Source organism: Balneola sp. (genome assembly GCA_003712055.1).
GTDB lineage: Bacteria > Bacteroidota > Rhodothermia > Balneolales > Balneolaceae > RHLJ01.
This window is the reverse complement of sequence record RHLJ01000002.1, coordinates 524,269-544,549: the sequence shown is the minus strand read 5'-3', so window position 1 is coordinate 544,549 and position 20,281 is coordinate 524,269. Positions and strand designations below refer to the sequence as shown.

Here is a 20,281-nt window from a genome sequence, read left to right as displayed (position 1 = left end):
TCAATGTTCAATGTTCAATGTTCAATGTTCAATGTTCAATGTTCAATGTTCAATGTTCAATGTTCAATGTTCAATGTTCAATGTTCAATGTTCAATGTTCAATGTTCAATGTTCAATGTTCAATGTTCAATGTTCAATGTTCAATGTTCAATGTTCAATGTTCAATTAGAAGTTTATCATTTCGACTGGAAGAAGAGATCTGAAAGTTGTAAAAAAAGGCAAGTATTTAGATTTCTCGCTCTACTCGTAATCGACAAAGGCTTAATTCTGAATTGATAATTGAACATTGTTCACTCTTCATTCAAAGGCTTTGATCCAGGGCAATTACAGCATTCAAAATCGTCTGTACTGATTTTTTATAAAACTCCTGGGGGATAGTTTCGAACTCATCCGTAGACTCGTGATAGTGCTCATGATCTTCTACTCCGAAATAGACAAAGGGAATCCCCTTAGCATGAAATGGTCCATGATCTGAGGCCATGGTCCAGTCATTATACCCTAAATCGGGACTATCATGTCCAAAAAGTAATTGTACATCTCCTGTTTCAATCTCCTCGAGAATTGGCTTTAACCAGGGATAATGATATGTCCCGGCTACATACAATTCATTTGCTGTATTCTGGGAAATCATATCCATATTCACCTTTAATACTACTTTTTGGAGAAATACAGAATCTCTAACAAAAGCTCTTGCACCATTAAGCCCTCCTTCTTCAGCATCATATGCTGCAAATACTAAGGTATGATTTGGCTTTGTCTTCATAAAGTATCCGGCTATTGCGAGAAGGCCTGCTGTACCTGATGCATTGTCATCTGCTCCGTTATAAATCAAACCCTCACTGACTCCCAAATGGTCATAATGGGCTCCAACTACGATCACAGAATCTGTTTCTCCCTCTATCATTCCAATAACATTAATCCCATCGACCATTTGCCCATTTCTTCTTTCAATGGAAAAGGGATGCTCATAATTATCTCTGAAAGCAGGTACTCCCATCTCCTCGAAGCGTTCAACCAAATAAGCTCGTGCCTTAGCGTTTCCCTCCGTACCTACTAATCTTCCCTGCATTTCATCAGAAGAGAGTATTCTTAAATCTTCAATTAATTGATCACTGTTTGATACATCATCCTTTGGTGCTTCCTGGGCACAGGCTGTTAATGTGAATAGAATTAATACAACTGGAAGAAACCTGTTCATTATTGCCATCTTTTGGAATTAAATATTCATGATTGGTAAATCAAGATTGCCTCTTCATATTTGGCGCTTTTCTACTATAAAATATGAAGGACATGAAAGTACACATTTTTGAATTTCTTGCGCATTGCAAGTTTGAGAAAAACCTGAACGCCAAAACGTTAAAAGCTTATAAAATTGACTTAAAGCAATTCCATGATTTCTTACAATACCAGCTGGATAAAAATCCATCCATCAGTGAAATCACAAAAGAGGAAATCAAAGCCTATATCGCTCACCTGGTAAAGAAGTATGAAATCAAGTCAGTTAAACGAAAACTTGCCTCAGCCAAGGCATTTTTTAGTCACCTCGAATTTGAAGATAAGATCGCTATAAACCCATTTAGGAAAGTTCGAATTCAGTTAAAAGAACCTTTTAGGTTGCCTATTGTACTTGAGATGGCGGAAATAAGACGACTATTCAAGGTCGTCTACAAAGAAAAAAGAAGTATAAAGAGCAAGACGTCATTTCGATATCAAACCCTAATTAGGGATATAGCCGTTCTTGAACTGCTATTTGCAACCGGAATCAGAGTTGGGGAATTATGCGGGTTAAGGAGCAACAGAATTAATCTCCATGAAGGCTTTATTAAAGTAGATGGAAAGGGTAATAAAGAACGAGTCATCCAGCTTTGTAATAAAGAACTCTTAAAAGCTTTGAAAGAATACAGGCAACTCAGTTCTCCAAAGCTCACTGTTTATTTCTTCCATAACCGGTTGAATAAACCACTTTCTACTCAGTCTGTCCGGTTCATGATTCGGAAGTATGTTGCTAAAGCAAATATCACTAAAACAGTGACCCCTCACTGTTTCAGACATACCTTCGCCACTATGCTATTAGAAGAAGGAGTGGACATAAAATATATCCAACGAATCCTTGGCCATAGCTCCATTCTAACCACCCAAATCTATACCCATGTGAGCAACCAAAAACAAAGAGAGATTCTAGCTTCAAAACATCCGAGGAATAGGTTGGTGCTTGGGTGATTCTTCCTATGAGTGCAGGATAACTAGTAATTATGTACAGTCCGAAAGATTTTGAGAGCTTTTATAGTAATTTTAACAAGTTCAATTCAAAACTCTTCGAAAATTTATCCAATACAATTAGTATCGATCCTAAAAATATTCTAGATATTGGATGTGGAACAGGTACTTCTACAAGAGCTATCTCAAAAGCATTTAAGAAGTCGAATGTGCTAGGAATAGATATAAATGAAGAATTAATAAATCACGCTAAAAAATTATTTATCCCACCCAATGTCCGATTTGATACTTTTAGTGTAGAAAACTTTGAAAGTCTATTTCTTAGGTTTGATTTGATAGTAATCAAAAGTGCTTTGCATTTATTCGATAAAAATTTCGATCCACTAAGCCTCTTTTTGTTACTTAAGGATCAAGGAATATTATGTTTAATTCAAAAGACTCCAATATCAATAGAAAGTTATTGGCTTATGGAGAAAGCCAAAAAAAATTATGCTGCGGAAAAGAATGAATCTAAAAGGAAAGAATTAATACAAAGAGTGCTCAGTGATTCCAATTTTTCCTTAGAAACTAATAAATATGGAGCTCCTGTCTCAGTACCTTTTAAGGAATATATCAGAGCATTAAAGTCTAAACAATTGTCGTGCTTGTGGAATATATCAGAAACAGTAATACAAAAATGGATAACAGATCATAAAAAAATTCAACAAACTATTGATATATTTGAAGAATTCGATATTACATTGATATCAAAAAGATAATAAAGATATGGATTTTTTTTCCAAAATTAATCCGAATAAAACTATAATTAAGCACATAAAAAGCGTAACAGAAAGTATTTTAGAAGATGTAATGATTTTTCTTTTATTTATTCGGAAAATCTTATCACCTTTTTCATTCCAAAAAAAAGTCTGATTAAACTTAATCAAGTATTCAAAATGCCGCTCTAACTTCCTTGGTATATATATTTCTTTAGAAGGATCAAGAAAACTTAAATCGCCAGATATGGATTCTATATTATCTTTTTTGACAACCCCAAACCTATCATATTCATAAATGATATAAATTATGAATGTTATCGTAGCTGAATAAATTGTGAAAGTAAAATCCCCTAATAGAGAAGGGGTTCTACTAGCCAATAGTTGTATGATTGAAATTCCCCCAAGGAGGAAAAGCATTAATAACTCAGGATTACTAACAACTGGATTTTTTTGAAAATACCAGACTCGAATTTTGCTCAATAATTCATGTCTTTCTAACTCATCTTCTATATAGTACTCTATAATATTTCTAAGTTGTAGATACTTTTCTTTCAAAGATTTAGACCCACATATATACATATCTAGTATACCTTTTTCAAAGCTAAGAATTATACTATTTGCATATTTATTTGAGTTTATTTGTTTCTGAGCCAAGTTAATCACTTCACTTAAAATCAAGTTCTCGTGTTCATTTTTTTTCCAAACACGGTTTAAAAGAAAAGCCGCAAACAGAGCAAAAATTGTAGCTGCTATCTCAGTTAAAGATGAATTTATGCTATCCTCCCCAGGAGTAGTTAATATTGAAATGGAAAGGAATATTATCAATAATGATATCGATATTTTTATTTCACTAATTGAGTGTTGCCTAATATGTATAAATATGTTTGCTACAAATACTAAGGCAAGCCCCGAAATTATTAAATGATCAACAGTATCTCCGTTTATCACTATAACTAGTATTGTACTTAAAACTGGTATAAAATAAGCTATAGAAGGAAAGGAAGGGTTTTTATTTATTGATGTAGCATAAATCCAAGCAATATTGGCGCTTGATAGACTAAAAAAACCTAGAAAAAAACCCGCTAATACTGAATTTAAATTGATCTCATATATTGAATTCTGAATCCAAAAAGGTAGGCTAGAGATTATTAAGCCAGTGAGTAACGGAATTGTAAAAAAAAGAGCATCACTTTCTAGTTTATTTCTAATTCTCGTGGAAAAAAAGAAGTAAAGAGCTGCAGAAATGGCTGATAAAATGGATAAAATAAAATATAGGTTGCTGCTAAAAAAAAATAGCATCCCCATCTCCTGTTTCGGAGATAGAGTTAAGGCGACACCCAAAAAAGACATGATTAAAAAAATAAAATCAGAAGGGGCACTATACTGCTTTTTTTTATTATATATTTTTAGCAATAAATAAAGTAAAACAGGCCATAAATAATTTATTATATTTCCTTTAATTACGTAGTCTGTTGAAAAAATGTAATAAATGCTAAAATAGTGAAGTACTAAAAATATTCCTGAAAGAATTCCAAATAACTGTAGTTTAGTATCAGCTAAAAAAAGCTTTCCAAAAGGTTTAATTTTTTCTTTATCTAATACAATAGCATAAAGGATAGAAAAAAAACATCCAAAGAAAATGGAAATATAAGTGATCTGAATAGGATCTGTGTCTTCAGAAACCCGCCTAATAAAGGCGGCAACACCACTCCAAACTAAAATAGAAAATACTCCCAGTAACCAAGAGCGTGAATTATTCATTTATTCAATAATAATTACTAGTTATCCTTTATTTATTCCCAGCCCAATAAAGCAAGAAAAGAGGAAAGAAGAAACTATCTATTTTTAAAAACTTTAGGACATAAAAAAAGCCCGGACGGAACGCCCGGGCTTTAATACTCCAAGATTGGCAACTTACACGATCTTCGAAATCAAATCTGCAGTTCGATTTGCATATCCTGCTTCGTTGTCGTACCAGCCAATTACTTTAACTAAAGTGCCATCCACTTTAGTAAGTTGACTGTCAAGAATATTTGAATGTGGGTTCCCAATAATATCGGTAGATACAATTGGATCAGTAGTATACTCAAGAATTCCATTTAAACTACCTTCAGCAGCAGCTTTAAAAGCAGCATTTACTTCTTCAATAGTAGTTTCTTTACTTACTTCGCAAACAAAGTCAGTAAGTGATCCCGTTGGGGTTGGAACACGGACAGCTCCGCCATCAAGCTTACCATTTAAATGAGGAAGTACTAAACCAACAGCTTTAGCAGCGCCTGTTGAGGTTGGAATAATATTAATAGCCGCAGCTCTTGCTCTTCTCAAGTCTCTGTGTGGTGCATCCAAAATTCTTTGATCACCAGTGTAAGAGTGAATGGTTGTCATAAAACCTTTTACCACTCCGAAAGCATCATCCAATACTTTTACCATTGGAGCAAGGCAGTTAGTTGTACAACTTGCGTTAGAGTAAATAGCAGTATCGGCATCAATTACATCTTCATTTACTCCTAGTACCACTGTTTTAACCTCTCCTTTCGCAGGAGCAGAGATGATTACTTTTTTTGCACCAGCCGCAAGGTGTTTGCTTGCTCCGTCTTTATCAACAAAAAATCCGGTTGATTCGATTACTACGTCTACACCAAGATCGCCCCAATTAAGGTTTGCCGGATCTCGCTCTGCAGTAACTTTAAAGCTTAAGCTATCAATATTAATAGTATCACCATCCGCTGAAACATCCCCGGCATAAATCCCCTGAGAAGAATCATATTTGAACAGGTGAGCAAGTGTTTTGGTATCGGTTAAATCATTAACTCCAACAATATCGATCTGATCAGTATACTTCGCTAAAATAGCGCGGGTAACCATTCTACCAATTCGACCAAAACCATTTATTCCGACTTTAATTTTAGACATGTTTTATCCTTTTTGAGATGAATGAATTTAAACCTCATCTGCTTTTTTAGGAAGCTTAAATCCACGTAAAGTTCTTTTAAATACGCTCAAAACTACCACTACTAAGTCCCATTTTCAACGGTTTTACCGTAACTTAAAAATCTGAAATTGCACTTTTGAAATGGGAGCGCTTTTCTAGCTATATTTATCCTCCTCATTTACAAAAATTGAAGCGTAATACTAACTCTAGAATCTACTTGTAAACAAAATGTCTGACTTAACCCTAGAAAAATTTACCAACGAAGAATACTTGGATTTCTCTGATCCTACTATTGATGCTGCTCAGAAAAAAGCACTTGAAGAGGCTCGCAGTAATTTCGGGAAGGAATATGATTTATATATTAATGGAGAATGGGTTAAGGGAAGCTCAGGTACCTTTGAAAGCACCAACCCTTCTAATTTGAAAGAAGTGATTGGTACTTTCCAAATGGCTAGTACCGAGCAAGCACTTGGTGCACTGGATGCAGCCTGGGAAGCTTTCGAAACATGGCAATATACTCCAGCTAAAGAACGTGCAGAATATCTACTAAAAGCAGCCGATGTTGTTAAGAGACGTCGTCTTGAGATTAATGCCTGGATGATTAGCGAAGCAGGCAAAAACTATCTAGAAGCTGATGCAGATACTGCTGAAGGAATCGACTTCCTGATCTACTATGCATACGAAGCTATGCGTCTCGATACTGGTATGCCCGTGAAAGATTCATGGGGTGATGCCAACAAAACCATTTATATGCCAATTGGTGCAGGAGTTTCTATCTCTCCATGGAATTTTCCTTTTGCTATTTACCTGGGTATGGCCGCCGCTCCAATTGCTGCTGGGAATACCGTGGTAGCAAAACCAGCTCCTGATACTCCAAAAATGGGTCATATAGTTGCTGAGATATTTGAAGAAGTTGGGCTCCCTAAAGGAGTATTTAACTTTGTAACCGGAGAAAATCTTGAAGTCGGAGAAGCTTTAACTACAAGCCCTAAAACTAGATTCATAAGTTTTACCGGATCTAAGGCGGTTGGATTACATATGGCAGAAATAGCTGGAAAAGTTGTAGAAGGGCAGCATTTCTTAAAACGACTTGTTTGTGAACTGGGCGGCAAGAACGCAACAATTGTTGATGCCGACGCCGATCTGGACAAAGCAGCAGGGGAGATTGTAAAAGGTGCATTTGGTTTCCAGGGACAAAAGTGTTCAGCCGGATCTCGAACTATTGTTGTGGAGTCGGTTTATGATGAAGTACTAGAAAAGGTCGTAGAAAAAACCAAAGCTCTTAATGTTGGAGATGCAAAAGATAACTTCGCCTCAGGCCCTGTTGTAAATCAACAAGCTGTAGATAAAATTATGAGCTACATCGAGATCGGTAAAACAGAAGGTCGACTGATGACTGGAGGAAAACGTGCTGAAACAGAACATGAAGGGCATTATATAGAGCCAACCGTTTTTGCTGATATTGACGAAAATGCGCGTATTGCACAGGAAGAAATCTTTGGACCCGTCACCGCTTTTATAAAAGCAAAAGACACCGATGATGCTTTGAGAATTGCGAATAGTACTCAATATGGATTAACGGGTGCATACTTCTCTCAGGATCCAAAGAAGATTGATAAAGCTTTGCGGGAATTCAAAGTTGGCAACCTCTATATAAACAGAAAATGTACAGGAGCCCTTGTAGGAGCCCAGCCGTTTGGAGGCTTCAACATGAGTGGAACGGATGCTAAAGCGGGTGGCCGTGACTACCTTCTCTATTTCCTACAGCCAAAATCTATGACTGTTCGTCCTAGTGAGGGTGTCGAAATGGATGTTCATTCATTCGAATATGCAAAAGACTAATTTTCAGTCTTTGAATGATTATTTTAAAGCCCTGGTTATAAAACCGGGGTTTTTTTATTTGTAACTAAACGGAACTTCAACGTGGCGCCAAATAAAGTTTTTTCTGAAGACGAGATCCAACGAATCATTAAAAGAGCTACCGAGCTTCAAAAAAAGGAAGCTAGAAATAAAGAAAAGCAAGAATCCGGTTTGACTATGGATGAGCTTTTAAGCATCGGAGAAGAAGCAGGGCTTGATATCCAATACCTGAAAACGGCTGCTCTGGAAATGAGAGGTCAGAAGATAGTTAGACATTCAGGGATTACAGATACCCATATTTTTGAAGAGAGAGAATTTAATACTGAAGCTCCTGAAGATTTAGTTTGGGATGACGTAATTGCGGAACTAACCCATCACTTTGGAGGCGATACTTTTGGGAGTACGAAAGAGCATCATCAGAAAAAAGAATGGACTCATACCAGTGTGTCTGGAATTGAAACGATAGTGTCCCTTAACACAAGGGAAGGCCAATCAAAGCTCAGGCTATCTCAAAGAGTAGGCCTCGGAAGTCCTTTAACAGAAGGAGTCGGATATGGCGCCATATTGGCTTTTTTACTTACCGTTGTTGGTATGGCTGTTTTTGAACCGTCAATAAGAAATGCAGTTGTGATGGGTGCCGGGCTTTGGGGAATCTCCTCTTTACTTGTTTATACACTGGATGTAGCCTGGAGGAAACGAAAACTAAAAAGCCTCAGAACTTTAGCGGATAAAATTTTGGATCAACTTCCCTCCAGTATTCAGGAAGTAAAAAAGAAAGTCAATACTACAAATACTTCTTCGATAAACATTGAATCAGAAGATGTATATGGAAACGAAGAAAGTGGAGATAACTTAAATAACCAGCTCAGAGAATAAATTAATCATCAAGGTCAATTTCATCCGGAGCTTGCTCATCCGATACCAAATCTTCTACATCCGGAGTATCATCAATTTCTTCCTCTTCCTCATCTTCAGGCGCAGGAGCAGTATTTTTCTCTTTCTTTGGCTTGGATTCCGTGATGGCTCCCGCTCTTTTCAATACCAACACTACATCATCATGATCGTTTTCATTCGCGATCATCATCGCCGTATCTCCATTGCGATCTCTTAGCGAGATATTTGCCCCCTCTTCAATAAGATATTTTACTACATCCAGACTTCCGCTTTTGGCGGCAACCATAAGAGCAGTATGCCCCCATCTTTGTTGAAAATCTATATCAGCTCCTTTTTCAGTAAGGAGCTGTACAGCCTCAAGATTACCTTTACGAGCAGCAACAATCAGTGCCAGAGAACTAACGTTTACTCCTTTTTCAAAAAGCTGGTTAATCATTGTTAGATTACCATTCTCAGCAGCCCTAGTTAAAGCGGTACCCCCCATTTTCGTTTCGATGTTTAAATCAGCTCCGGCTTTAATCAAATAGCTAACTACTTCTTCCTGCTCTTTTTCAACTGCTACTATTAACGCAGAGGCTCCACTGCTATTTATTGTGTTAAGGTCAATTCCCTCTTTATGAAGTTTTTTAACTGTTTCCAGGTTTCCTTCTTTTGCAGCTATAATGAGATCTTGTGATTCCATGGTTGACAAATAACCTTTGATTTCGCGGATGATAAAAAACGGAGACTCTTTCTCAAACTAAATTATCGTTAATTTATTTGAGCGTTCCTTCGAGCGTATTACCTGCTAAGAAGTTTTTAGTTTCCATTCTTTTTTTTCCTGGAAGTTGAATCTCCAATAGTTCAACTGTCCCATCTCCACAACCAACTAATAGTTTATCACCTCGAACTAATAACTCTCCGGGATCTATATTGGCAATGGGCCCCAACCTTGATCTGTATAAGTTAAATTTCTCTCCATCCAGGTTAGCCCAGGCCGTTGGGAATGGACTTAGCCCTCTGATTTTATTGTGTACTTCACGAGCTGGCTTTTCAAAATCAATGTGGCAGGTTTCCCGAAAAAGCTTGGGAGCAGGAGTAGCCAATGCGTCGTCTTGAGTGACCTCAGTATGGCTCCCGCTTTCTATGAGATACATCGCTTCCAATAAAGCGTCACTTCCCATATCCATCAAACGGGAATATACCTCTCCGGTTGTTTCATTATCATCAATAAGGGTCTTTTTTTGGAGAATGATCTTTCCGGTATCTACTTTTTCATCAAGGAAGAAAATTGTGCAACCCGTTTCCTCTTCTCCGTTAATAACTGCCCAGTGAATTGGAGCGGCTCCTCTATATTTAGGGAGAAGAGAAGCATGCAGATTGATGGAACCAATTTTCGGTATCTCTAAAATGTTTTTTGGAAGAATTCGAAACGCAACAACCACAAAGATGTCTGCCTGTAAAGAAGCTAACTGTTCAGCAAAAGCAGGGTCGTTTAAGTCATCCACTTCAATAACAGGAACACCCAATTGCTCTGCTTTCTCTTTTACCGGAGTGGGAGCAACGGAAGAGCCCCTTCCCCTTCTCTTATCTACATTGCTTACAACTGCTTTAAGGTTGAACTCTGAGTTGGAAATTTTTTCAAGACTTGGAATCGCAAAATCGGGTGACCCCATAAATATAATATTCATCCCGGAGAATTTTTTGTCACTTTGGCTTAACAGGATACTTAGTTTCTCTAATTCCTTTTTCGATTTCTTTCAGATCTGATTTGTGCATTCTTTTGCGAAATGAGCTTAGATAATCGATAAATAAAATCCCATCGAGGTGGTCATATTCATGCTGTATGACTCTAGCAAGCCAGCCGGAAGCTTCTATTTCACAATCATTGAATTCTTCATCCTTATACTTAACAACTACTGTTTCTGGCCTAATTACTTTATCGGTTACTTCCGGGATGCTTAAACACCCTTCATCCATTGGGATTTCACTACCTTTCTTTTCAAGAATCTCAGGATTGATAAATGCCATAGGACCTGGTTTTTCTTCCTCTTCATCCAACATATTATCAGCATCCAGTACAAAAATTCTTGTTGATACTCCAACCTGAGGAGCTGCGAGCCCCACTCCGTCTGAATTATACATTGTATCGAACATATCTTGAATAAACTGAACAACCTCTTCAGTAAATTCCTGAACGGGCTCAGCCTTAGCTCTTAGAACAGGATCGTTGTAAGTAACAATTGGTAAAATCGGCATTTGATTTAAGAATGATTTTCTTCCAAATAACGCTGTAAGATAATGGCTGCTGCAATTCTATCCACACTCTCTTTTTGCTTCCTTTTCTTTCGTTTTAGACCAGCATCTATCATTAAACCCATAGCCTCATTAGACGAATAGCGCTCATCAACTTTATGGATGGGAATTGTAGGAAATGTAGCACTTAATCGATCAATGAAAGATTGCACCATAGTCGCAGTATCTCCTTCAGAACCGTCAGGTTGTAAAGGCCAACCCACAATAAATGCCTGAACCTTCGATTCTGAGACAATACCTTCCAAGCGAGCAAAAACTTGCTCGGGAGAATAGGTGCCTACAGGGCTGGAGAATGTTTTGAGGAGATCCGTCTGGGCAATACCGATTCGTTTTATTCCAACATCAATACCGACCAGACGTGAATACTCCTGCAAAGTTTGTGGCTGTTACTTTACGTCTTCTAAAGGCTGACGTAAAAAGGTTTTTAAAAGTTTACTTGGTTTGAAGTGAGTCTTACGGTGTGCTGGCACATAAATCACCTCGTTAGTCTTCGGGTTCCTAGCCTTTGGCTTTGCTTTAGTCTCCTTTACCTCAAATACACCAAAATCGCGTATTTCGATACGGCACTCGGTATTTGCTGACATCATAATCTCGCGCATTGCAACGATTACAGCATCAATCCAAGGTTCTACTTTGATCATTGGTTCGCCTTTAGCTTCCGCTACCCGACGAACAATATCACGCTTAGTGTAAGTCATCATAACTATTATTCCTCGTATGTTTGTGCACTTTTTTGTGCTATGTTTTTTGTCCTTCCTATTGGAATGCTATGTCTATTTTTTGTCCTTCGCTTTAACCTAAAGTGAATAGCAAGTGATTTTACATATAGTTTGAGCTAAAGTCTACTCAAAATTTTCCCCAAGCCCTTACTCATATCTTAGCACATTCTTAACCCCATCTACTTTTCCCAACCTTTTCATAATCTTATCTAGGTGAGATATACCATCTACATATAATGTCAAAATTCCTTCGAACATACCTTCATCACTTGAAACATTAATGCTTTTCATATTAGTAGATAATGACTTGGATAAGATATCAGTTAAATCGTTTATAAGACCCACCCTATCTTCTCCAATCACTCTTATGGCTACAAGGAATTTGTTCTCAATATTTCTTGCCCATTGCACATCTACAATTCGCTCACCCTCAGTCTTTAAAAGATGTTGGGCGTTATTACACATAGTACGATGTATCTTCACATCACCATTTCTACTTATGAAACCAATTACATCATCTCCTGGAATTGGGTTACAACAATTGGCATAAGTAAATTTCACATTACTTAACTCCCCATTAAGAATAAGTGATTGTGCACCTCCTAAACCACGCGCTGTTGAGTAATAGGTTTCCTGGATTTCTTCCTCAGACTTTTGAGTTGCCTCAGATGCATCTCCCTCTATCCTTCCAGTGCTCTTAAACTTTTTTACTTGTCTAAAAACAGTGTTTACATCCATCGAACCCAAACCCAAATCATAGAACATGCCCTGGGTAGATTCATACTTGAATCGTTTTGCTATTTTGGTGAGCTCCTGATCTGAAATTTCAATTTTACCTCGAGCGGCTCTTTTATCCCATATCTCTCTTCCTTCGTCAGCTACTTTTCTTTGTTTTTGTTTTATAAACTGACGGATCCTTGATTTAGCCTTATGAGTAACTACGTCATCAATCCAATCCGGATTAAGGTTGATCTTATTTCCTGTTATTATTTCAACCTGGTCTCCATTCTTAAGCTTCTGCCGCAATGGAGCCATTTTCCCGTTAACTTTTGAAGCCATAGCCAGTTCACCGATTTCACTATGAATCTCAAACGCAAAATCGATAGGAGTTGCACCATTAGGTAAGGTTCTGAGCTCTCCTTTTGGGGTGAACACATAAATCTCTTCCTGATATAAATTTAATTGGAAGTCTTTTACAAAATCTGCTGTCGAATCCGGGCGAGGATTATCTAATACATCCCTAACCCAGTTTACAAATTTATCTAGGGTCTCACTTCCCTTTTGCTCTCCCTCTTTATATTTCCAATGTGCTGCAAGTCCTTTTTCAGCAATATCATCCATTCTCCTTGTTCTGATCTGTACCTCCACTTTCTTTCCTTTATTGGTAATAACAGTGGTATGAAGAGACTGATATCCATTTGCCTTAGGAACAGAAATAAAATCCCGAAATCGTTCCGGAATAGGAGTGTACCAATCGGTAATAATGGAATATACTCTCCAACAATCTTCTTTGGTATGCTCCCCTTCTAAAATGATCCTGATGGCAAATAAATCATAAATTTCTTCGAATGGTTTTTGCTGCCTTTGCATTTTCCTGTAAATGGAATAGATATGCTTTGGCCTTCCTTTAATTTCAAACTTAAATTCCTGTTCAACAAGCTGCCTGCCGATGGGCATCATAAACTCATCAATAAATACTTCTCTCGATTCTTTCTTTTCTCTTAGTTTCCTGGCAATGAATTTAAATGAGGTTGGATCAATTGCTTTAAAGCATAAATCTTCCAATTCATTTTTTATGCTGAATAATCCAAAGCGATGAGCTAACGGAGCATAAAGATCCATGGTTTCGGAAGCTATCTGTATCTGTTTTTCCCTTCTCAAGTGCTGAATAGTTCTCATATTATGGAGACGGTCAGCAAATTTGATCAGGATCACACGAATATCCTCTGCCATAGAAAGAAGCAGTTTCATGAAGGTCTCGGCTTGCTTACTGTCTCTGCTTTTGAATACTCCAGCTATTTTAGTAACACCATCTATAATTACTGACACTTCTTCACCAAACCAGTAAGTAATGTCTTCGAGTTCTACCTCGGTATCTTCTACGGTATCGTGTAGTAAGGCTGCTACAACAGAGATATCATCTATATTTATCTCCTGAGCTACGATTTTAGCAACCTCAACAGGGTGATAATAGTAAGGCTCTCCCGAAGCTCTTTTTCCATCCTTATGAGACAAATAACAGAGCTTGAAAGCCCTTGTTACCATATTAATATCGGTATTTTCGATATGTAACCTACACACCTCAAGTAATTGCTCCAGATCTTGCTGTTGAGCTTTTTCGAGGATGTATTCATCCAGGTTGAACTTTTCTATGGTAGTGGGTTTAGCCATATATCAATAAACCTAACTAAACGATGAGTTTAAAACGAATTAGTCAGAAATTTATGTGATTATTTTTATCACTCATCAAAAGCTTAACGATACTCCAAATAGGATCCTTCCAGTAGTCGCCTCTGAGAGTTCAGGGCCACTTAATGAAGTATCTGAATACCTGTATTCTACAAAAGGTTTAAGTATAGGTATTATACTTACTTTTGCTCCCACAATCCCATTCCAATATACGTTGGATTCACTTTCGTCACCTGGCTCCAGTCCAACCTGCGCCCCGATAATATCCTTCCTGTTTATATCTAATGTAGTCGAACCTAAACCCAAACCAAGGTAAGGCTCTATCAATCCTACAGACACACCTCCAATTACAGCAATTCCGAAATCATAATTAGTTAAGTCCTGCGAGTAAGAAATACCTGCTTCCGAAACATCATTTTGATCACTAAAAAAACTGAAATGAGCTTGAAGCCCAACATTGACCATCGACAACTGATCTAAAAAGCTTTTTTGTACCCTAAGTCCAAATCCACTTTGAGGATCTTCATCCCTTAATTCATAAGATGCCCCCACCTCTAACTGAGCAAATGCCGGGCTCGTAAAAAGAACTACTAGAGGAATTAATACCGAAAAAACTTTAGTCATAAACCAATCCTTATTGCTGAATACTGGAAAGTACAAAACCACAGTTTTATTCAATAACATTTTAGTAGAAATGAATTGAAGAGTTCTAAATTTAAGTCGTATATTTGCTGTTCTAAAAGCCAATGTAAAGAATGGTTAGCCGCGGTGGTGGAATTGGTAGACACGTTGGACTTAAAATCCAATGGGTGTTTAAATGCCCGTGCCGGTTCGAGTCCGGCCCGCGGTACTAAAAACCTACCGAAATTCGGTAGGTTTTTTTTTGCCCGCTAGTTTGATAAAACCCAATTAAAACAAATGCATGCTAAATTATTCATGTAAAAAATTTTGTTTAATGTTTTATCATGTTATTATTAGTGAAGGGTAAGTTCTTGAAGGAATGATTGACTAACACATGGAAAAATCTCAGAACAAAACAGTGATGATCGTAGAAGACGATCTTATACTGAATCTGCTTTATGAGAGTTATCTAGAGAAACTGGGTTATGATGCTGAAGGTGAATTAGTGTATGGTAAAACAGCCATTGAAGTCGCCAAACGAATAAGCCCGGATTTGATACTTATGGACATCTCTCTTGAAGGAGAAATGGATGGCATTGAAGCAATGACAGAAATACGAAAATTCTCTGATGTCCCCGTAATTTATATCACTGGAAATTCTGACCCTTATCATGTTCAACGAGCTAAGGAAACTAACTACGTTGATTATCTTGTAAAGCCCATCGAATTTAATGACCTAAAAGAATCGATAGAAAAGAATTTTAGATAGATCATTCTTTTCCATTTCCCCATAATTCTTTTATCCTTCACGAAGTTTTACCATAATTAGGTTGATGTAATCTATTCTTATTCTATTTTTGTGATCAACAAGAATATCACTCATGCTTCGAAGTAAGGTTTTTAGATGGTCATTGCTCGGATTAGCGCTATTAGCTGTAATAGCACTGACTGGAATGAATGTATATTCGCTCTATGATATTAGAGATAGAATAATTGCTTCTGAAGAAGAGCGGCAGCTCGATCTACTTGATGAGCTTGTATCTAAAGTACGTTTCGAATTCTATGGACCATTCAGACCCTTAGGAAAACTGGAGCTCGAACCTACTGAAAACACTATCGCAAACCATGGAAAATTTCCTTCTCAAGTACAGGAAATTATTGTAGAGGCATCTAAGAATGAAGTATTTGATGGCATTTATTATACACCAGAAGGTACTGACCCATGCTTAGATGAGGAGCAGATCTACTCATATAATTACTCGAATGAAACCATGGTATTTACTGACTCCTACCCTAGCACTGTGTGTGATGGAGTGGGGCTGGTAAGAACAAAAGCCCGTATCGAATTAAATAGTTTAGAATATAACTGGAATACAAATGTAGAGTTTGATGCGCATCGAACAATGAACATTGGCTTCATTAACATTAAAGAAAATCGAATCATTGGTTATCTCACGGTCACATTAAACAAAGACTATATCGTCAATGATATGATCGCTCCTCTTCTAACGGAGTATTTTGATCCAATTGATAACCCAGGTACTATTCTTTGGCTTCATGACTGGGCGAATAATGTAGTACTGGCGACTAATAACCCTTCCGTTAATTACGATCGTGAAATTGTAAATACCCGTCGAAGTTTTATTTATGGAAACATGCTTGAGAACTGGAATATCAAGATCGCTTTTCTAGACAATCCGGTTGGTAATATTTACAACGAATCACTTCTAAAAAACCTGATTGTTTTGGGTGTTGCTATGCTCCTCTTAGTAGGTGCTTTGGTCTTCATGTTTTATACCGCACAAAGAGAAAGAGCCCTTTCTCAGCGTCAGGCAGGTTTCCTGGCAAATGTTACCCATGAATTGAAAACTCCATTGGCAGTAATGCAGGCTGCAGGCGAAAATATTTCTGATGGGCGAGTAACTGAGAAGGCGAGATTAAAGCAGTATGGAGATCATATTTACAATGAGTCTATCCGGTTAAGAAGAATGATTGAAAAACTGTTAGATGTCGCGAAATCTGATTCCGGACAAACTCTCATAAAGGCAAGTCCTGCTAACCTACTAGAATTAGTACGGGATTACGTGAAGGAAAACCGACCTTATATTGAAAGTAAGGGCTTTACCTTATCCTTCAATTATAATTCTGATTCTACACTCATTATGATCGACAGAGATCATTTTGAAACGGTAATCAGTAACCTTATTGAGAATGCAATAAAATATAGTGCCGAAGATAAGGCTATAAAAATACGCCTTAAAACGGTGAATCAGTTTGTTGTTTTGAAAGTTTCAGATGTAGGGATAGGGATTCCCAAAAAGCATCTTAAAAATATTTTCAAGAAATTTTATCGAGTTGAAGACTCACTAAATGCAAAGACAAAGGGACATGGACTCGGCCTTAGTATTGTCAAAAATCTGGTCGAATTGAATGGTGGAACTATACATGTTACTAGTGAAGTTGGAAGGGGAACTGTTTTCACGATCAAATTCCCTATTTTCATCCGCGAAAAGCACATAGACAGGGATTCTCAAAATCATGGAGATCTAACTCAACAAATCAGCAATATTTCGGAGTATGCCAAATAAAACGATCAAAATTCTTGTAGTTGAAGATGAACCAAGTTTAATCTTTACACTTAGGGACACCCTGGAAAGTGAAGGATACCAGGTAATTGTAAGCGAAGATGGAGAACGAGCCGTAGAACTGGTTCAGGAATATTCTCCGGATTTAATGATTCTCGATATCATGTTACCTGGCAAAAGTGGGTATGATATTTGTAAAGAAGTACGTGAACTTAAGTACGCCTTCCCAATTATAATGCTTACTGCCAAGGATCAGGAAATAGATAAAGTAAAGGGATTAAATTTAGGTGCTGATGATTATTTAACGAAACCTTTCGGTGTTAAAGAACTACTGGCAAGAATTCAAGCTCGTCTTAGAAGGGCAGGAACTTACTCTTCTTCTAGTGAAGTCGAGATTCTCAAATTAGGATCAGTAAAGATAGATTTATTGGAATCGGAGGTACAATTCCCGGACGGATCAGTTAATGAACTTACAGCCCGTGAAGTAGAATTAATTAGATACTTACTTGGTGCCGGTGGAGAACCTGTTTCAAGAGATGAACTTCTCGAAAAGGTCTGGAGATATGAGTACAGTACTAATACCAGAACAGTTGATGTTCATATTTCTAAATTGAGAGCTAAAATTGAAGTTCATCCGGAAGACCCCAGATATTTAATTACTCTACACGGAGTCGGATACCTATTAAAGACGACTTAGTTATCCTTAAGACGCCTTACGAAACCGATAAAATTCTTGGTTTGCCCCTCTAGAAGCTTCTGCTGGAATTCATTTTTCAGGCCACTTTCAGGATCAAACTCAGAGCTTACTCTATTAATAAATACTCGTTCAGGGAATTGAATAGAGTTCCTATAGTTTGCAACCATTTGAAATTGTTCTACTGCTCTTAATGCCCCAAAAGCACCTGCTGCAACCCCTATAAAAGCCATTGGAAGATGTTCAAAAGCTCCTGGAAAAGGCAGGTAATCAATAAAGACCTTCAGAATACCCGGAAAACCTCCATTGTACTCTGGTATTACAAATAGAAGTGCATCTGCGTTGAGTACCGGATCTCGGAAATTTTTAACTGATTGTATCTCTTCTCCATATTTCCCCCCAGCAACATCCTGCAAAGGAAAATCTTCTAAGGATACAACAGAAGTATCGACCCCTTGCTTATCATATAGCTTTTGGATATACCCCGACACTTCCAAAGATTTTGAATTAGGGCGGTCAGTAGAACTAATAATTTTTAACTGCATTTTTTTCTATTTGATGATGCATAAAATACTGATTGATAAAGAAAATCATTCCAACCTTCATTTAAACTTCTAAATAAATATTGTAAGCGCTTTTTAGATAGATATTTAATTTATTTAAATATTTTATAAGAAATATCTAATTTTATTTTGTTTTAGTAGCTTTACTCCGTATCATTTTACGAGTTAGAAAAATAACTTTACTCATGTTTTTATTCCGCCTAATACAAAGCCGGAAGGATTAGGTTGGTTAGGCTGCAATTTTCCTTCCGGAAGTATTAGTGACTCCAACAACAACAGGCGAAGTGCTGATCCTCTTCGCCTGTTTTTTTATACGGAGTTACATTAAAGCTAAATCAAGGTTAGCTGTTTCTCTTTTTTATCTCATCAAGTCTTTTATGAAGTAAACCCTCTCTACCCTCTAAACCTGGCTTATAGAAACTTATTCCTTTGAGATTTCCCGGAAGATAATTTTGATCTACCCAATTCCCGGGATGATCATGAGGGTATTTATATTCTTTTGATGCGTTTTCAATATCCATGTATCGGGAAGAAAGTTTATTAGCCGTTTTATCCTTCAAATAAGGAGGCACTTCTCCTACTCCCCTCGACTTGATTTCATTACTGGCTTTAAATATTCCTAATGTGCTGTTACTCTTCGGGCAAACTGCCAAATAAAGTGCTGCATGAGAAAGGAAAAACATACCCTCCGGCATACCGCATTTCATAAAAGCTTCGTGGCATGAATTTACAATAGTGATTGCATTAGGTTCTGCAAGTCCGATGTCTTCGCTGGCAAGAATGAACATTCTACGAAAAATAAAGTTTGGGTCATCCCCACCTTCCAGCATCGCATTCATCCAATAAAGTGCTCCATCAGGATCAGAACCTCGAACAGATTTTATGAAGGCAGATATATAATGATAATGCTCATCTCCAGTCCGGTCGTATCTAACCACTCTTCTCTGAATACTCTCTTTGGCAACCTCTAGTGTAATATGGATTCTTCCGCCTTCTTCCTCGCTTGATAATACAGCTACCTCAAGTGCATTAAGAGCATTTCTTACATCTCCCCCTGCATATTCAGCAAAATGTTTGACCGCACCTTTATCTACTTCAATCTTTTTACTTGCCAACCCTCTTTCAGAATCATCAAGCGCCCGATAAATCATTCTCTCAACATCAGAAGTAAGTAGAGGCTTTAATTCAAATAATTGACACCTGGATAAAAGTGGGTTTACTAATGAGTAAAATGGATTTTCGGTAGTCGCGCCAACCAGAGTTATTATTCCGGATTCGAGGTGAGGTAGAAGAGCATCTTGCTGCGCTTTATTCCATCGGTGAATTTCATCAACAAAAAGGATGGTTTTGCGACCATTGAGTTTCCTCAGCTTTTCAGCTTTTTCTACGACCAAACGTAATTCTTTTATTCCATCCAATACTGCATTTATTACTTCAAATACCGCTTTAATTTCTTTAGAGATAACATGTGCAAGGGTTGTTTTACCAGAGCTTGGCGGACCAAAAAAAATGAGTGAGCCAATTACACCACTCTCTATCATTCTACGTAGCATTTTTCCGTCTCCTACCAAATGTTCTTGCCCCGCAAATTCAGCTAAGCTATCAGGACGCATCCTTGTAGCTAAAGGCTGGTGGTAATCGAAGGTGTCAGGTTCATTAACCTTGTTATTGTTGCTGTGCTTTTTTTCCTGGAAAAGATCCATCACATATAAATAAAATATGTGCAATATATGT

19 protein-coding genes and 1 tRNA gene are annotated in these 20,281 nt (G+C 37.4%); 8 read left to right on the top strand and 12 right to left on the bottom strand.

The genetic code is table 11. The annotated features are described in order from the left end of the window. Positions 1-301: 301 nt before the first annotated feature. The gene (locus ED557_07355) at positions 302-1,198 is read right to left on the bottom strand and encodes a M28 family peptidase (protein RNC84816.1); all 897 of its coding nucleotides are present in this window, start codon (positions 1,196-1,198) and stop codon (positions 302-304) included. Between the two features lie 83 nt (positions 1,199-1,281). On the opposite strand from ED557_07355, the gene ED557_07350 reads away from it, so the two are divergent. Next, positions 1,282-2,220 (top strand): integrase, encoded by a 939-nt coding sequence (locus ED557_07350; GenBank protein ID RNC84784.1) that lies wholly within the window; start codon positions 1,282-1,284, stop codon positions 2,218-2,220. Between the two features lie 32 nt (positions 2,221-2,252). Then, entirely contained in the window at positions 2,253-2,975 is a 723-nt protein-coding gene (locus ED557_07345) for a class I SAM-dependent methyltransferase (GenBank protein ID RNC84783.1), read from the top strand. Here ED557_07345 and ED557_07340 read toward each other — a convergent pair. Together ED557_07340 and gap are read right to left on the bottom strand one after the other, a co-directional pair. Further along, positions 2,964-4,736, bottom strand: coding sequence for a DMT family transporter (locus ED557_07340; protein RNC84782.1), 1,773 nt, complete (start codon positions 4,734-4,736; stop codon positions 2,964-2,966). The two genes, ED557_07345 and ED557_07340, sit on opposite strands and share 12 nt — an antisense overlap. Positions 4,737-4,889: 153 nt before the next feature. Continuing rightward, positions 4,890-5,888 (bottom strand): type I glyceraldehyde-3-phosphate dehydrogenase, encoded by a 999-nt coding sequence (gap, locus tag ED557_07335; GenBank protein RNC84781.1) that lies wholly within the window; start codon positions 5,886-5,888, stop codon positions 4,890-4,892. Positions 5,889-6,135: 247 nt separating this feature from the next. Between gap and pruA the strand changes: the two genes are divergently transcribed. Both pruA and ED557_07325 read left to right on the top strand, forming a co-directional pair. Further along, positions 6,136-7,749 (top strand): L-glutamate gamma-semialdehyde dehydrogenase, encoded by a 1,614-nt coding sequence (gene pruA, locus ED557_07330; GenBank protein RNC84780.1) that lies wholly within the window; start codon positions 6,136-6,138, stop codon positions 7,747-7,749. 81 nt (positions 7,750-7,830) lie between these two features. After that, positions 7,831-8,643 (top strand): hypothetical protein, encoded by an 813-nt coding sequence (locus ED557_07325; GenBank protein ID RNC84779.1) that lies wholly within the window; start codon positions 7,831-7,833, stop codon positions 8,641-8,643. 1 nt (position 8,644) lies between these two features. Here ED557_07325 and ED557_07320 read toward each other — a convergent pair whose 3' ends face one another. The 7 genes from ED557_07320 to ED557_07290 form a co-directional block, all read right to left on the bottom strand. After that, on the bottom strand, positions 8,645-9,343 hold the full coding sequence (locus tag ED557_07320; GenBank protein RNC84778.1) for an ankyrin repeat domain-containing protein: 699 nt from the start codon (positions 9,341-9,343) through the stop codon (positions 8,645-8,647). A 73-nt stretch (positions 9,344-9,416) separates the two neighbouring features. After that, positions 9,417-10,331, bottom strand: coding sequence for a methionyl-tRNA formyltransferase (locus ED557_07315; protein RNC84777.1), 915 nt, complete (start codon positions 10,329-10,331; stop codon positions 9,417-9,419). Between the two features lie 16 nt (positions 10,332-10,347). Next, on the bottom strand, positions 10,348-10,899 hold the full coding sequence (gene def / locus ED557_07310; protein RNC84776.1) for a peptide deformylase: 552 nt from the start codon (positions 10,897-10,899) through the stop codon (positions 10,348-10,350). Positions 10,900-10,904: 5 nt separating this feature from the next. Then, positions 10,905-11,330: a Holliday junction resolvase RuvX gene (gene ruvX, locus ED557_07305; GenBank protein RNC84775.1), complete on the bottom strand. Its 426-nt coding sequence runs from the start codon at positions 11,328-11,330 to the stop codon at positions 10,905-10,907. Between the two features lie 12 nt (positions 11,331-11,342). Then, positions 11,343-11,657, bottom strand: coding sequence for an integration host factor subunit beta (locus ED557_07300; protein RNC84774.1), 315 nt, complete (start codon positions 11,655-11,657; stop codon positions 11,343-11,345). 165 nt (positions 11,658-11,822) lie between these two features. Continuing rightward, on the bottom strand, positions 11,823-14,066 hold the full coding sequence (locus ED557_07295; protein RNC84773.1) for a bifunctional (p)ppGpp synthetase/guanosine-3',5'-bis(diphosphate) 3'-pyrophosphohydrolase: 2,244 nt from the start codon (positions 14,064-14,066) through the stop codon (positions 11,823-11,825). Positions 14,067-14,141: 75 nt separating this feature from the next. Continuing rightward, positions 14,142-14,708, bottom strand: coding sequence for a porin family protein (locus tag ED557_07290; protein ID RNC84772.1), 567 nt, complete (start codon positions 14,706-14,708; stop codon positions 14,142-14,144). A gap of 138 nt (positions 14,709-14,846) precedes the next feature. On the opposite strand from ED557_07290, the gene ED557_07285 reads away from it, so the two are divergent. The 4 genes from ED557_07285 (at position 14,847) to ED557_07270 (ending at position 17,987) form a co-directional block, all read left to right on the top strand. Beyond that, a tRNA-Leu gene (locus ED557_07285) sits at positions 14,847-14,937 on the top strand. Positions 14,938-15,126: 189 nt separating this feature from the next. After that, entirely contained in the window at positions 15,127-15,474 is a 348-nt protein-coding gene (locus tag ED557_07280; GenBank protein RNC84815.1) for a response regulator, read from the top strand. 112 nt (positions 15,475-15,586) lie between these two features. Continuing rightward, the gene (locus ED557_07275) at positions 15,587-17,293 is read left to right on the top strand and encodes a sensor histidine kinase (GenBank protein ID RNC84771.1); all 1,707 of its coding nucleotides are present in this window, start codon (positions 15,587-15,589) and stop codon (positions 17,291-17,293) included. Beyond that, on the top strand, positions 17,283-17,987 hold the full coding sequence (locus ED557_07270; protein ID RNC84770.1) for a DNA-binding response regulator: 705 nt from the start codon (positions 17,283-17,285) through the stop codon (positions 17,985-17,987). Before ED557_07275 ends, ED557_07270 begins: the two co-directional genes overlap by 11 nt. Here ED557_07270 and ED557_07265 read toward each other — a convergent pair. Both ED557_07265 and ED557_07260 read right to left on the bottom strand, forming a co-directional pair. After that, complete coding sequence (locus ED557_07265; protein RNC84769.1) at positions 17,984-18,529, bottom strand: NADPH-dependent oxidoreductase; 546 nt, start codon at positions 18,527-18,529, stop codon at positions 17,984-17,986. The genes ED557_07270 and ED557_07265 overlap by 4 nt on opposite strands. 359 nt (positions 18,530-18,888) lie before the next feature. Next, the gene (locus tag ED557_07260) at positions 18,889-20,250 is read right to left on the bottom strand and encodes a replication-associated recombination protein A (protein ID RNC84768.1); all 1,362 of its coding nucleotides are present in this window, start codon (positions 20,248-20,250) and stop codon (positions 18,889-18,891) included. Between the last annotated feature and the right edge of the window lie 31 nt (positions 20,251-20,281).